This window comes from Mycobacterium sp. 1245805.9, assembly GCF_001672915.1.
Lineage (GTDB): Bacteria > Actinomycetota > Actinomycetes > Mycobacteriales > Mycobacteriaceae > Mycobacterium.
This window is the reverse complement of sequence record NZ_LZKR01000226.1, coordinates 1-13,834: the sequence shown is the minus strand read 5'-3', so window position 1 is coordinate 13,834 and position 13,834 is coordinate 1. Positions and strand designations below refer to the sequence as shown.

Genomic DNA, 13,834 nt, shown 5'->3' with positions numbered 1-13,834 from the left:
CGCACTTGCCAAGGAGCGCACCATGATTGACTTCACCGACCGGGTGGCGGTGGTCACCGGCGCGGGCCGCGGACTCGGCCGGCTGTACGCGCTGGACCTGGCCCGCCGGGGCGCCGCGGTGGTGGTCAACGACCTCGGCGGCACCATGCGCGGGGACGGCGCCGACGCTCGTGTCGCCGACGAGGTGGTCGACGAGATCATCAAGGCGGGCGGAACGGCGATCGCCTCCTATGACTCGGTCGACAGTCCCGAAGGCGGGCACGCGATCGTCGACGCGGCCGTGGGCGCGTTCGGGCGGCTCGACGCGGTCGTGAGCAACGCGGGAATCTTCGGCAGCGTGCCGTTCGAAGACCTGTCGCCCGAAGAGTGGACGCGGATGCTGCGCGTGCATCTCGACGGCGGCTTCTATTTGTCTCAGCCCGCCTACCGCGTGATGAAAAAGGGCGACGGCGGGAGATTCGTGTTCATCTCGTCGTCCGCCGGGATCTTCGGTCAGCCGATGGAGGCTCACTACGCCGCGGCCAAGGCAGGCCTGGTCGGGCTGACCAACGTGATCGCGATCGAGGGCGAGGCGCACGGAATACTCGCCAATTCCGTTATGCCGACCGGGTTTTCGCGCATGGTCACCGAGACCGTCGGCGACGAGAAGTTCCTCGCCGAATCCGGCTTCATGCGCGCCATTCGGCCCGAACTCGTCGTGCCGCTGGTGACGTTCCTCGCCAGCACCGCCTGCACGTTCACCCACCGCAACTATTCGGCCTCCGCCGGACGCTACGCGCGAGTGTTCGTCGGCCTCAGCGAGGGCTGGCTGGCGGACGCCGACAGCCGGCCGACCGCCGAGGACATCGAGGCTCATCTCGAGCAGATGTCGTCGACGGAGAAATTCATGGTGCCCACCTCGATCGTCGACGAGGTGCTGGAAGTGTGTGCGCGGCGGGGCATCAGCGCGATGCCCGACAACGCGGATGTCGCGTTCCCCGAGCCCCGAGGGGAGTAGTTGACCTAATATCTGCTCCAACGTAGTGTCCGGAAAAATGGACTTCTCCTACCCCGCGGAAGTGGAACAGTTCCGCGCCGAGCTGCGTGACTGGCTGTCCGCGAACCTGACCGACGAGCTGATCGCCGCCCGACGACCCTCCGGCCGCGACGGCGCGGCATTCGAAATGCTGCGCGCCTGGAACCAGACCATGGCCGACGCGGGATGGGCCGCGGTGTCCTGGCCCCGCGAATACGGCGGCCGCGGGGCGACCGTTCTCGAGCAACTTGTCTACACGGAGGAAACCACCCGGGCACGGGCGCCTATGCCGCTCAACGTCATTGGGCTGAACAACATCGCGCCTGCGATCATGCAGTACGGCACCGAAGAGCAGAAGACGACGCTGCTCCCCCGCATGATGCGCGCCGACGACATCTGGTGCCAGGGAATGTCGGAGCCCGAGGCCGGATCGGACCTCGCCGCGCTGCGCACCCGGGCGGTGCGTGACGGTGACGACTTCGTCGTCAACGGCCAGAAGATCTGGACCTCGCTCGGCCACCGGGCGGACTGGTGTCAGCTCTACGTGCGCACCGATCCCGACGCCCCGAAGCACCAGGGGATCTCCTGCCTCATCGTCGACATGTCGCTGCCCGGCATCGAGGTCCGCCCGCTCGTGACGCTCAACGGCGATGCCGATTTCGCCGAGGTGTTCTTTCACGACGTCCGCGTGCCGGCCGACGCGTTGCTGGGGCCGCTGAACGCCGGCTGGCAGGTGGCCACCACCACCCTGAGCCATGAGCGCGCCGGGGCGGCGCGGCTGTACGCCGAGATGCAGGTGAGGCTGGAAGAGTTGGTCGACGACTTCGCCGCTCAAAGCGACGCCCTGGACGACCCGGTAGTACTGCGGCGCCTCGGCGAAATCGCCGTTCGCATCAAGTATCTCGAGGTGCTGTGCCAGCGGTCGATCTCCGCGACGCTGCACGGCGGCGACCCGTTCGCGTCGGCCAGCCTGGCCAAGACGGTGTGGGGTGAGATCGGGCAGGACATGGCCGCCCTGGCGTTCGACGTGCTCGGCAGTCACGGCAGCAACGCCGCGTGGGCGAGCTACCGCCTGACGTCGCGCTCGCTCACGATCGCGGGCGGCACGACCCAGATCAACAAAAACATCACCGCGCAGCGCGTGCTGGGATTGCCCCGAAAATGAACCTCGAACTCACGGACGAGCAGGTCGCGCTGCGCGACACCACGCGGCGCTTCCTCGCTGAGAAGGCGCCGATTTCGGGGCATGTGCGGGCGCTGCTCGACGATCCGACGGGCATGGACGGTAAAGCCGAGGCGGTCTGGCGCGGGCTGGCCGACCTCGGTGTGACCGGTCTGCTGGTGCCCGAGGAGCACGGCGGGGCCGGGATGACGATGGTCGAGGCGGGGGTGGTGGCCGAGGAGCTTGGCGCGGCCCTGCACCCGGGGCCGTGGCTGTCGAGCGCGGTGGCCGCGGCGCGCGCACTGACCCGGATCGGCGATAATGCCAGCGGCGCAACGATTTTAGCCGGGATCGCCGACGGCAGCACCATCGCCACCGTCGGCTTCCTGGACGCGGAGGCCGCCGTCGAGGCGGCCGGGAGTGGCGGGGACAGCACCGTGCGGGGCGGGATAGCCGGCGTGCCCGACGCCGCGGCGGCCGACACCTTGCTGGTGCTCGCACAGGACCCGGCCGGCCTCGGTCTGTACGCGCTGAAAACCGGCTCGTCCGGGGTTTCCGTGACGCCCGAGCGCGGTATCGACCAGACCCGCAAGCGTTTTCGCGTCGAGCTCGACGGGGCGTCCGCGCACCGGCTGGCCACCGCGTCGCCGGACGACGTTGCGGCCGTGACCGACGACGTCCTCATCGCCACCGCCGCCGACGCGCTGGGCGCCGCGCGGGCGGTCATGCACCTGGCCGTCGAATACGCAAAGGTCAGAAAGCAATTCGGCCAGGTCATCGGCTCGTTTCAGGCGGTCCAACACCTGTGCGTCGACATGTACGAGACCGTCGAGCTGGCCCGCAGCGGCGTGATCCACGCGCTGTGGGCGGCGGACAACGCCGCTAGCGACGAACGCCATCTCGCTGCGCTGCGGGCGAAGGCGTTCGCCGGGCGACTGGCGACCGTGGGCGACACCGCCATCCAGGTGTTCGGCGGCATCGGCTACACCTGGGAACACGACGCCCATCTCTACCTCAAGCGCCTGCTGAGCTGGAGCGAACTTCTCGGTGGGCCGGACCGCTACCTCACCGAAGTCGGTGCGCGCCTTGCCAACAGGGGCCCATGATGGACATCGAGTATCTCCTCACCGCGACCCGTTCGGCCCGCAAGTCTCTCGACCTCGAGGCGCCGGTCGACGTCGCGGACATCCGGGAATGCCTGCGGATCGGGTTGCAGGCCGCCAACGGCTCGAATCAGCAATCCTGGCGGTGGCTGGTGGTGACCGACCCCGGGCTCCGGGAGGAGATCGCCGGGCTGTACCGCGAGTCGTATCTGCTTCGCGTCGGCGGGCAACTGCTGGCCGATTTGCTTCCCGCCGGCACACCGGAGAGCCGGATCATGTCGTCGACCGAGTGGCTGGTCGAGAACATGGCCCGGGTGCCGGTGCTGGTGATCCCGTGCTACGAGCCCTACCTACCCCGCATCGACGGCGACGAATCGTTCCACCGGGCCACGCTGTACGGCTCGATCTTCCCCGCGGTGTGGAACTTTCAGCTCGCCCTGCACACCCGCGGCTACGGAACGTGCATCACGACGCTGCACCTGCACCGCGAGGAGGAGATCGGCCGGCTGCTGGGCATACCCCCGACCTACGCGCAGGGATGCCTGCTCCCGGTGGGCCGCCTGCGCGCCGGGCACACCTTCCGGCCGGCGCGTCGGCGCCCCGTCGACGAGGTGGTTGCGCGCGACACCTGGGACGGCCCGGCGCTCTAGAATGGTGCCGTCGGCGTTTTTGTGCAGCGCATTTGTTTTCGGCACCGTCTGATAGCCTTTAACAAAGATTTGGTTCGGCCGGGAGGACGAATGCGTAAGGTCGCGAGTCCGCCGACCGCCCGGGCAAACAACGCCGACGACTCCGGCACCCGTCGAACCGAAATCCTGCAGACCGCGGCGTCGTTGATCGCGTCCTCCGGACTGCGGACGTCGCTGCAGGAGATCGCCGACGCGGCCGGCATCCTCCCCGGCAGCCTCTATCACCATTTCGAGTCCAAAGAGGCGATCCTGGTCGAGCTGACCCGCCGCTATCAGGAGGACCTGACCCGGATCGGGCAGGCCGCCCTGGCGCGGCTGGACGAGCCCGACTCGCGACCGGCCTCGGAGCAGATCGTCGAGCTGGGATCGGCGATCGCCAACTGCGCCGTGCGGCACGGGGCCGCGCTGCAGATGTCGTTCTACGAGGGCCCGGGCGACGACCCCGAGCTGATGAAACTGACGCAGCAGGCACCCACCGCGGTCCAACAGGCGATGCTGCAAACGCTGCGCGCCGGCAGGTGGAGCGGCTACATCAAACCCGACATCGACCTGCCCACGCTGGCCGACCGCATCTGCCAGACCATGCTGCAGGTCGGGCTCGCCGTCATGCGCCACAATTCCCCGGCCGACCAGGTCGCGGGGCTGCTGTGCCGAATCATCTTGCAGGGATTGGCGGCCCGGCCGCCCACCGACGCGGCGTTGAATCGGTCGAAAGCCTTCGCGGCCGCAAACGCCGTCATCGACACCTGGGACGACGGCGACGCGGATCCCGACGACAAGACGGCCCACGTCCTCGCGGTGGCACGGACGGAGTTCGGCCGCAAGGGGTATGAGGTCACCACCATCCGGGACATCGCGTCGGCGGCCGGGCTGGGCACCGGGACCGTCTATCGGGTGATCGGGTCCAAGGACGAACTCCTCGCATCCATCATGGAGTCCTTCGGCCGCAAGGTGGAGGCCGGTTGGGTGAGCGTCCTGCGCTCGGATGCCACGGTCATCGAGAAGCTGGACGCGCTCAGCTGGGTCAACGTCAACGCGCTCGATCGGTTTTCCGACGAGTTCCGGATCCAGCTCGCGTGGATGCGCCAATCGCCGCCGAACACACCCAACCCCGGCTGGTTGTACGCCACGCGGCTTCGGCAGATGAAATCGCTGCTCTCCGAGGGCATCCGGGCGGGGGAAATCAGCATCGACGCCCCCTCCACCGCGATGCTGGCACGATGCGTCATCGGCCTGCAGTGGATACCGGAGAACATCCTTCGCGCCGTCGGCAAACGCGCCGCGCTTGTGCATGCCCGCGACACGGTTCTGCGGGGCGTCGCGGTCCGCGGCAAGTGACGCACCCGGCGCTCACCAGGTGAGCACGATGCGTCCACGCACGCCGCCCGCCTCAAGCTTTTGATGTGCGAGCGCGGCCTGGTGCGCGGGAAGGACTTCGGCGACAGGCGTGCTGAGCACCCCGGCCTCGACGAGGTCGCGCAGTTCTTCCAGAACGTCGCGGCGGGCAGTGTGGCCGGAAACAACAACGGGATGCCACGTGATGCCGCGATCATTGCCGCCCGTGTACCAGCGGGGCGTGGCGATGGATCCTCCGTCGCGGACAGCGTGAACTACGAGCTCGTGCAGGGCTGCGCAGTCGACGAGCCCGTCCACACCGTTCGGCACAACCTCTCGAATGCGTTGCGCGACATCGTCACCGCGGGCGACAACGTGATCGGCGCCGCGGTCACGAACCAAAGCTTCATCGGAGGGTTTCGCATCGGCGATCACCTCGAATCCGTAATGCTTGCCCAGTTCGATCACATATTGCCCAAGGGCGCCCGCGGCGCCAGTCACCGCGACGATTGATCCGGGAGGCAGCGATAGCGCCTCCAAAGCGATGTACGCCGTCAGCGCGTTCATCAAAAATGTGGCGGCGGCCACGTTATCCGTGTTGGTCGGTGCCCGCACCACAGACTGAACCGAAGTCACGATGTATTGGGCGTATGGCCCATTGATGTACGGATCGAGCGGCAGGCCGACAACCCGATCTCCAATTTTGACCGGGATTTCGGCGGTGCCGGCGCCGACTTCGTCGACGGTGCCGCTGAAATCCCAACCTGGGATGTAGTACGGCAGGTCCGGAGCAAACCTTGCCGCCCCCTCCCAGTCCTTTGTCGCCGCTTCCCAGTCATCCCACACACCCGAACGAAGGTAAGTGTTGGCAGGGGTGACGTCGAACGCTTCGACCTTCACCCGCACCTGCCCTGGGCCCGGATGTGGATCGTCCACGTCCAGCATCTGCAAGACTTCTGGCCCGCCGAATTCTGTGAAACCTACAGCCTTCATCAGCCGAACACGCCGACGCCGCGTCAATATTCCTGACTTCCCTTCGGAATAGGCGCGAACGGCAGGGCCACGGGAACCCGGTATTGAACCAAATAACTGTTACCCATACAGTTGGGCGGGGTAGAACCGGGTTGGCAGTGAACGAGAAGAGGATTTCCATGACTATCGTCGATCGGTTGCGCTACGACGGCAAGCGCGCACTCGTTGTTGGCGGCGCGACCGGCATGGGCGCCGCGGCGGCCAAGTCGGCAGCCGAACTCGGCGCCGAGGTCATCGTGTTGGACTACGCGCCGGTGAACTACGACGTCGCCCAGTCGGTGCAGGTCGACCTGCGTGACCCGGCGTCGATCGACGCCGCACTCGCCCAGGTGGACGGTCCGATCCACGCGCTGTTCTCGGCCGCCGGCATCGCCGACGGAACGGTAGACCTGATGAAGATCAACTTCATCGGCCACCGCTACATCATCGACCGCCTGCTGGAAAAGAACCAGCTGCCGTCCGGCTCGGCAATCTGCTTCATCTCCTCGGTCGCCGGCATGGGCTGGGAAAACGACCTGGACCTGCTGCTGGAATTCCTCGAGACGCCTGACTTCGACGCGGCCGTCGAGTGGGTGAAGGCGCACGAGTCCGAAGGCATCATCCACTACGGCACCAGCAAGAAGATCGTCAACGCCTACGTCGCAACGCAGGGCATTCGCCTTTTGAAGAAGGGCATCCGTATCAACGCGATTTGCCCGGGCCCCACCGACACCCCGCTGGCCCAGGCCAACGCCGACCTGTGGCTGACGTTCGCGCAGGACTACCGCGACGAGACCGGCTCGAAGGTGCACACCCCCGAACAGATGGGCGACGTGATGGCGTTCCTGAACAGCGCCGCCGCGTTCGGCGTCAACGGGATCACGTTGCTGGTGGACTACGGGCACACCATGGCGTCGTTGACCGGCGCCTACCCGCCCGGCAAGCCGATCATCGACCTGATCATGGGCAGGGTGAAGCTCTAACGCACTACCGTCGGGGGCATGGCACGAGTCATCGTCTTCGGCGGCCACGGCAAGGTCGCGCTGCGGCTGGCCCCCATCCTGACCGAGCGCGGGGACGAGGTGACCTCGGTCTTCCGCAACCCGGACCACTCCGACGACGTCGCAGGGACCGGCGCCAACCCGGTGGTGGCCGATATCGAGCAACTCGACACCGACGCACTGGCCCGCCTGCTAGCGGGTCACGACGCCGTCGTGTTCTCCGCCGGAGCGGGCGGCGGCAACCCGGCGCGGACATACGCCGTCGATCGCGACGCCGCGATCCGGGTGATCGATGCCGCCGCGCGGGCGGGCGTCCGGCGGTTCGTGATGGTGTCCTACTTCGGCGCGGGGCCGGATCATGGTGTGCCGAGCGAGAATTCGTTCTTCCACTATGCCGAGGCGAAGGCGGCCGCGGACGCGCACCTGCGCGCTAGCGATCTGGACTGGACCGTGTTGGGGCCGGGCCACCTCACCCTCGAACCGGCGACCGGGCGCATCGTCATCGGCAAGGGGAAAGGCGAAGTCTCCCGGGCCGACGTCGCGCTCGCGGTGGCCGCGTCGCTGCACGACGACTCGACCATCGGCCGCACCATCGAATTTAACAACGGCGCCGACGGGAACGGCGTGCCCATCGCCGAAGCGCTGAAAAGCTGACGGGAGAGGCACGTGGAGCTTGCCGACTGCCCGGTCTTTCCCGCCGAGGCGGGAGCCGCCCTGAGGACGGACCGCGGCTTGGGTTGGCGCCTGGCGCGACAGGCCGGCCCGGTTTTGCGAGACCCGGGGGGCAACTGGGTGTTCGTCGTCGGGCGGGATGAGGTGTTGGCGCATCTCGACGATGCGAGGCTGGATCGCGCCCGCGCCCTTCCGGAAAGCGATCTCGACGTTCACCAACGGCTATTCGCGCCGAAAGGGGCGCATGACATTGCGGCGGCGTTCCGCCCGATCGCCTCCGAGCTGATTGGTCGTTTCGCCGCCGCCGGCGGCGGTGACGCGGTGGCCGATGTGACCGCGCCGATGGCCGGCGCCCTTTTCGACGTCGTGTCGCGCCTGCGGCTGCTGCCCGCCGAGCACCTCGCGGGGCGGTCCGGCCACGTCTTTGCCGAGGCGTGTCGCAACCTGTTCAAACACGCCGGCTGGCATTTACTCGTGTTGGCGGGCGACCGCGAATTGTGCGACACGCTTCGACGTCAGCCCGAGCTGATCCGCGAGTTCGTCGAAGAGGTCCTCAGGTTGGAGCCCATGGTGCAGGGTTGCCAACGTTTCACCACCCAGCCGACGACCATCGGCGGGGTGGAGCTACCCGCCGGCATGGTCGTGATGTTGTGCATCGCCGCTGTGCAGCGCGACGGCAGCGACGCCATGTCCACCGATGATCTGGTGATCGGCGTTAGGGCGCACCGGCATTGGAGCCTGGGTGCGGGGTCGATGCGTTGCCGCGGCGGGCACATCGTCCGGCAGGTGTTGCGGGTACTGGTCGAGGAGTGGGTCGATCGGGCCGGGCACCTCGGGCCGGCTCCCGGTTTCTGGCCGGTGCCCGGGTTCCCGAACACCGAGGACTCGTTGTGGCTGCCGACGCTGCCGCTGGTGACCAGGGCTTAGTGGCTCGTTACTACGGTTGCGCGGGAGCCGGCGCGGGCGGCTTTCCCGACAGGCACTGCTGAAGCTCCGGACTTCCGGGGGCGAAGTCGAAGCCGCAGTTGCAGTCGCGAGCGTCCTTGGGCGGGAGCGCATTGCAATAGTCCGTGCCCGCTGAGGCCGATGGCGCCGTCCAGATAACGGCACCCGCCAAAGTCGCCGCCGCGGTGCCGAACGTGGCCGTCAAAAGTCTCGTCTTCATGCTGGGTTTATAGCAGGGCGGACCGTCCCGCGCTGTGCGAGCGACCGCTGGGTGAGCGCGACATGTTAGACGCGCTTCGCGAGAGGGAACCCGGTGGCCGGGCGCGCCGCGTCCGGCGGCTCATCGCCTCGTGGAATGGGCGTTTGGTCGTTGCCGTTGCGGCTTGTGTGCCGCGACGGACTCGGCTGTTGCGTCCGCCGGCGGTGATCCACCCGTCGAGTGTTAGGACGAAATCGTGACCACCTCTCAACCATTCACGGCAACGGTTACCGGCTCCCCCCGCATCGGCCCGAAACGCGAACTCAAGCGCGCCACCGAGGGTTACTGGGCCGGGCGCACCGGCCGGGCCGAAGTGGAGTCCGTCGCCGCGACGCTGCGCCGCGACATGTGGTCCCACCTGGCGTCCGCCGGCCTGGACTCGGTCCCGGTGAACACCTTCTCCTACTACGACCAGATGCTGGACACGGCCGTCATGCTCGGCGCGCTGCCGGTGCGGGCCGGCGAAGTCCCCGACGAGCTGGACCGCTACTTCGCCCTCGCCCGTGGTAACGACGACATCGCGCCGCTGGAGATGACGAAGTGGTTCGACACCAACTACCACTACCTGGTCCCCGAGATCGAGCCCGCGACGCGGTTTGCCCTGAACCCCGACAAGGTGCTCTCGGAGCTGAAAGAGGCTTTGGCACAGGGCATCCCCGCTCGGCCCGTTGTCATTGGCCCGATCACCTTCCTGCTGCTGAGCAAGGGCATCAACGGCGGCGGCGCGCCGATCGAGCGGCTGCGCGAGCTGCTGCCGATCTACTCCGAGCTGCTCTCGCTGCTCGCCGAGCACGGCGCCCAGTGGGTCCAGTTCGACGAGCCGGCCCTGGTGACCGACATCTCCCCCGATGCACCCGCGCTCGCCGAGGCCGTCTACACCGCGCTCGGCTCGGTGAGCAACCGCCCCGCGATCCACGTCGCCACCTACTTCGGCGACCCGGGCGCGGCGCTGGCGGGGCTGGCCCGCACGCCCGTCGAAGCCGTCGGCGTCGACCTGGTGGCGGGCGCCGACACCGCGGTGGCGGGGATTCCGGAACTGTCCGACAAGATGCTGGTGGCCGGCGTCGTCGACGGCCGCAACGTCTGGCGCACCGACCTGGAGTCGGCGCTGGCGAAGCTGACGACCCTGCTGGGTTCGGCTGGCAGCGTGGCGGTTTCGACGTCGTGCTCCACCATGCACGTGCCGTATTCGCTGGAGCCGGAAACGGGGCTGGACGACAACCTGCGCAGCTGGCTGGCGTTCGGCGCCGAAAAGGTAAGCGAGGTCGTCACTCTCGCGCGCGCCCTGTCTGACGGGCGCGACGCCGTCGCGCGCGAGATCGCGGCGTCCAACGCGGCCGTCGCCTCCCGTCGCAGCGATCCGCGGCTGCACAACGACGGCGTCCGCGCCCGGATCGAGGAGATCCTCGCGTCGGGCACGCACCGCGGCGACGCGGCGCAACGCCGCGCCAGCCAGGAGGAGCGGCTGCACCTGCCGCCGCTGCCGACCACGACGATCGGCTCCTACCCGCAGACGTCAGCGATCCGCAAGGCGCGCGCGGCTTTTCGGGCCGGCGAGATCGACGAGGCCGAGTACGTCGCCAAGATGCGCAAGGAGATCGCCGACGTCATCGCGCTGCAGGAGCAGCTGGGCCTGGACGTGCTGGTGCACGGCGAGCCCGAGCGCAACGACATGGTCCAGTACTTCGCCGAGCAGCTGGAGGGCTTCTTCGCCACGCAGAACGGCTGGGTGCAGTCCTACGGCAGCCGCTGCGTGCGGCCGCCGATCCTCTACGGCGACGTCGCGCGGACCCACCCGATGACCGTCGAGTGGATCAGCTACGCCCAGTCCCTGACCGACAAGCCGGTGAAGGGCATGCTCACCGGGCCGGTCACCATTTTGGCCTGGTCGTTCGTCCGCGACGACCAGCCGCTGGCCGACACCGCCAACCAGGTGGCGCTGGCCATTCGGGACGAGACGGTGGACCTGCAGGACGCGGGCATCGCTGTGATCCAGGTCGACGAGCCCGCGCTGCGCGAGCTGCTGCCGCTGCGCCGCGCCCAGCAGGAGGACTACTTACGTTGGGCCGTGGCGGCTTTCCGCCTGGCCACCTCCGGCGTGGCCGACTCGACGCAGATCCACACCCACCTGTGCTACTCGGAGTTCGGTGAGGTGATCGGCGCCATCGCCGACCTGGACGCCGACGTCACGTCGCTCGAGGCGGCCCGCTCGCACATGGAGGTGCTGGACGACCTGAATTCGGTCGGCTTCGCCAACAGCGTCGGCCCGGGCGTCTACGACATCCACTCACCGCGGGTGCCGAGCGCGGGCGAGATGGCCGAGTCGCTGCGGGCGGCGCTGAGAGCGGTACCGCCGCAACGGCTTTGGGTCAACCCGGACTGCGGGCTGAAGACCCGCAACCCCGACGAGGTGACGGCGTCGCTGCGGAACATGGTCGCCGCGGCGCGGGAGGTCCGGACGGGCGCCTAGGCCGATTCGGGCTTGTCGGCGGGCTCCTCGGCGGGCTCCGACAGCACCTGGACCGGCACGTCGTCGGCCCAGGGCTGGCGGGTCACCATGTCGGCGACCCGCACGAAGCCGCGCTCGAACTCGCCGGTCGCCGCGTCCACCAGCCGGTAGGCCTGGGTCTGCTTGTGGATCGGCTGCGCGTCGAGCAGCACCACCCGCACCTCACCGGGTGCGAAGTGGCAGCGCTGCTGCATGGCGGTGATGAGCTGCTCGTTGTGCATGTGGCCGTCGCCGAAGTTCCAGCCGATGGCGGTGCTGCAGATCCGCTCGCCGTCGGTGATGATGTAGTCGTCCTCGTTGTGGCCCGCCATGGCCCGGTGCGCCAGCGTAAACAGCGCCCGGCCGTGGGTGTTGAACCCGCGGAACGCGTACCCCATGTAGATGGGGATCTGGGCCGCTTCCGGGCTGCCGTAGAACCGCTCCAGCTGGGCCTGCGGCATGCTGGCGATCGCCACGATGCCCCGGCCGATCTTGTCGTTGGCCGACGGCTTGATGCACCACAGTGTGGTGTCCCAGTTGCCGGCGTAGTAGCGCATGCCCGGCAGAAACGAGATCTTGCGCGGAAACAGGTTGCCCAGCACCACGATTCCCGCGATGACGACGAACAGGATCGCCACCACCACGGGATGCCTCAGGTCGGCCAGCCCCAGCCGGGCGTGCGCCACGAACAGCGACAGCACACCGAAGATCATGAAGACGTTCCACTCCAGCGGCACCCCCATCGGAATGGACAGCAGGATCCCGAGGTGGAAGCAGACCATGACGAACGCCGCCACGGTCGTCGGCCAGCCGCCGTGGCAGAAGAACAGCGGCAGCGGCACCAGCATCTCGATCGCCGTGCTCACGTGCGCCAGGAACCGGGACAGCCGCCCGGGCCGCAGGTCCTCGGGGAACTTCTCGAAGAACTGCCGCTTCAGCCACCGGGGCCGCACCAACGGGTTGTTGGACATCATCGTGGAGATCACGAACGGGAAGTGCTTGTTGAGCTTCGACGTCGCCGCGCCCATCCAGATGACCAGGAACACCACCTTGGAGCCGACGATCATGTCGGCCCCGCCGAAGAGGAAGGTGACGGCCATCGCCGCGTACACCTCGCCGCGCGCGGCCAGGAAGATCACCTTGTCGCGCAGCCCCGCCGCCGCGAGGATCAGCAGGATCACCACGATGCGCCAGGTCGGCAGCAGCCCGACGGTGGTGCCCAGTTCCGGCACCGGGCCGGTCCCGTCGACCAACAGTGCCCACAGCGTCATCACCAGCAGCGCCGCATAGAGGAAGACGTCCACCGGTTTGCGGGTGGTGCCGCGGGTCAGCGGGACGCGATCCGGCCAGGGTGGCAACCGGATGGTGCCGAACCGCATCCAGTACAGGATCGAGCCCATCGGCGGGAAGAACCGGTTGTTCAGCGGCCCGAAGCCGCAGCCCAGCCCGATCACCTCGAAGAGCATCGTGTACAGCACGACCTTCTCGAAGACGATCGGCTCGGACCACCAGTGCGCGACGTTGGTGAACCCGCCGAGTCCCTTGGTGGCCGAGGCGAACAGCCATCCGCCGAGGATGTAGAGCAGGATCTTGAGCACGTAGAACAGGTGCAGCGCGACCGGCGTGCCGAATCCCACCTCGGCCCAGTGCCGGGCCATCGGACGGATCTTCTCGCTGCGGGTGCCCTTGTTCCATTCCTCCATGTCGAGCTGGGGCAGCTCGGGCTTGAGAAATCCCATGGTTTGACAGATTAGAACTCGTTCTAGGCGCGTGGCTTGGGTAGGGGCAAAGAATCTTTTGCCTGGAAGTTAACCGGCGGATACCGTGAAGTCGCTAGGAGAACTCCACCATGAGCAGACTTCGATACATCGTCGCGGCGCTGGTGGCTGCCGCCGCACCGATCGCCGGCGGCGGTGTGGCCCGGGCCGACGCTCCCGCGCCGGGCGATTCCTGCACGACGTTGCACGCCACCACCACCGACGCCAACGGCCGCACGATGTGGTGCAACCCCACCATGACCAGCGCCCATTCTCTGGTGTGGCAGTACGGCGGGCCGTCCACGCCCTGATCCGCCTCGCTTCAGTGTGAACCCACGGCTTTGAGTGTTAGTCCTGTGCGGGGATTTGGCGGATTTACCGCCCCCGGCACACACTC

Annotated in this window: 12 protein-coding genes; 10 read left to right on the top strand and 2 right to left on the bottom strand. The window is 67.9% G+C overall.

Annotation, left to right across the window (positions count from 1 at the left end; translation table 11 throughout):
• The first annotated feature begins 22 nt into the window (after positions 1 to 22).
• The 5 genes from A9X00_RS29150 (at position 23) to A9X00_RS29130 (ending at position 5,307) form a co-directional block, all read left to right on the top strand.
• A complete protein-coding gene (locus A9X00_RS29150) occupies positions 23 to 997 on the top strand; it encodes an SDR family NAD(P)-dependent oxidoreductase (protein ID WP_067161898.1) in 975 nt (324 codons plus the stop codon).
• A gap of 37 nt (positions 998 to 1,034) precedes the next feature.
• Entirely contained in the window at positions 1,035 to 2,180 is a 1,146-nt protein-coding gene (locus A9X00_RS29145) for an acyl-CoA dehydrogenase family protein (protein ID WP_067161895.1), read from the top strand.
• Positions 2,177 to 3,283 (top strand): acyl-CoA dehydrogenase family protein, encoded by a 1,107-nt coding sequence (locus A9X00_RS29140; RefSeq protein ID WP_067161892.1) that lies wholly within the window; start codon positions 2,177 to 2,179, stop codon positions 3,281 to 3,283. The genes A9X00_RS29145 and A9X00_RS29140 overlap by 4 nt, the downstream gene beginning before the upstream one ends.
• Positions 3,283 to 3,930, top strand: a complete 648-nt coding sequence (locus A9X00_RS29135; protein WP_067161888.1) for a nitroreductase family protein — start codon at positions 3,283 to 3,285, stop codon at positions 3,928 to 3,930. Before A9X00_RS29140 ends, A9X00_RS29135 begins: the two co-directional genes overlap by 1 nt.
• A 90-nt stretch (positions 3,931 to 4,020) precedes the next feature.
• The gene (locus A9X00_RS29130; RefSeq protein ID WP_067161885.1) at positions 4,021 to 5,307 is read left to right on the top strand and encodes a TetR/AcrR family transcriptional regulator; all 1,287 of its coding nucleotides are present in this window, start codon (positions 4,021 to 4,023) and stop codon (positions 5,305 to 5,307) included.
• 12 nt (positions 5,308 to 5,319) lie between these two features.
• Here the strand turns inward: A9X00_RS29130 and A9X00_RS29125 are convergent, their stop codons facing one another.
• A complete protein-coding gene (locus A9X00_RS29125; RefSeq protein ID WP_067161882.1) occupies positions 5,320 to 6,297 on the bottom strand; it encodes an NADP-dependent oxidoreductase in 978 nt (325 codons plus the stop codon).
• Between the two features lie 158 nt (positions 6,298 to 6,455).
• Between A9X00_RS29125 and A9X00_RS29120 the strand changes: the two genes are divergently transcribed.
• The 4 genes from A9X00_RS29120 to metE all read left to right on the top strand — a co-directional run bounded on the left by A9X00_RS29120 (position 6,456) and on the right by metE (position 11,662).
• Positions 6,456 to 7,298, top strand: coding sequence for an SDR family oxidoreductase (locus tag A9X00_RS29120; protein ID WP_067161878.1), 843 nt, complete (start codon positions 6,456 to 6,458; stop codon positions 7,296 to 7,298).
• A gap of 18 nt (positions 7,299 to 7,316) precedes the next feature.
• Entirely contained in the window at positions 7,317 to 7,970 is a 654-nt protein-coding gene (locus tag A9X00_RS29115) for an SDR family oxidoreductase (RefSeq protein WP_067161875.1), read from the top strand.
• A gap of 12 nt (positions 7,971 to 7,982) precedes the next feature.
• Positions 7,983 to 8,915 carry a cytochrome P450 gene (locus A9X00_RS29110; RefSeq protein ID WP_067161871.1) on the top strand — a complete coding sequence of 311 codons (933 nt, stop codon included), beginning with the start codon at positions 7,983 to 7,985 and terminating at the stop codon, positions 8,913 to 8,915.
• A gap of 470 nt (positions 8,916 to 9,385) precedes the next feature.
• Positions 9,386 to 11,662 (top strand): 5-methyltetrahydropteroyltriglutamate--homocysteine S-methyltransferase, encoded by a 2,277-nt coding sequence (gene metE, locus A9X00_RS29105; RefSeq protein WP_156772355.1) that lies wholly within the window; start codon positions 9,386 to 9,388, stop codon positions 11,660 to 11,662.
• Here metE and A9X00_RS29100 read toward each other — a convergent pair.
• Positions 11,659 to 13,419, bottom strand: a complete 1,761-nt coding sequence (locus tag A9X00_RS29100) for a DUF3556 domain-containing protein (protein WP_067161864.1) — start codon at positions 13,417 to 13,419, stop codon at positions 11,659 to 11,661. The two genes, metE and A9X00_RS29100, sit on opposite strands and share 4 nt — an antisense overlap.
• A gap of 110 nt (positions 13,420 to 13,529) precedes the next feature.
• On the opposite strand from A9X00_RS29100, the gene A9X00_RS29095 reads away from it, so the two are divergent.
• Positions 13,530 to 13,748, top strand: coding sequence for a hypothetical protein (locus A9X00_RS29095; protein WP_067161860.1), 219 nt, complete (start codon positions 13,530 to 13,532; stop codon positions 13,746 to 13,748).
• Positions 13,749 to 13,834: the final 86 nt, after the last annotated feature.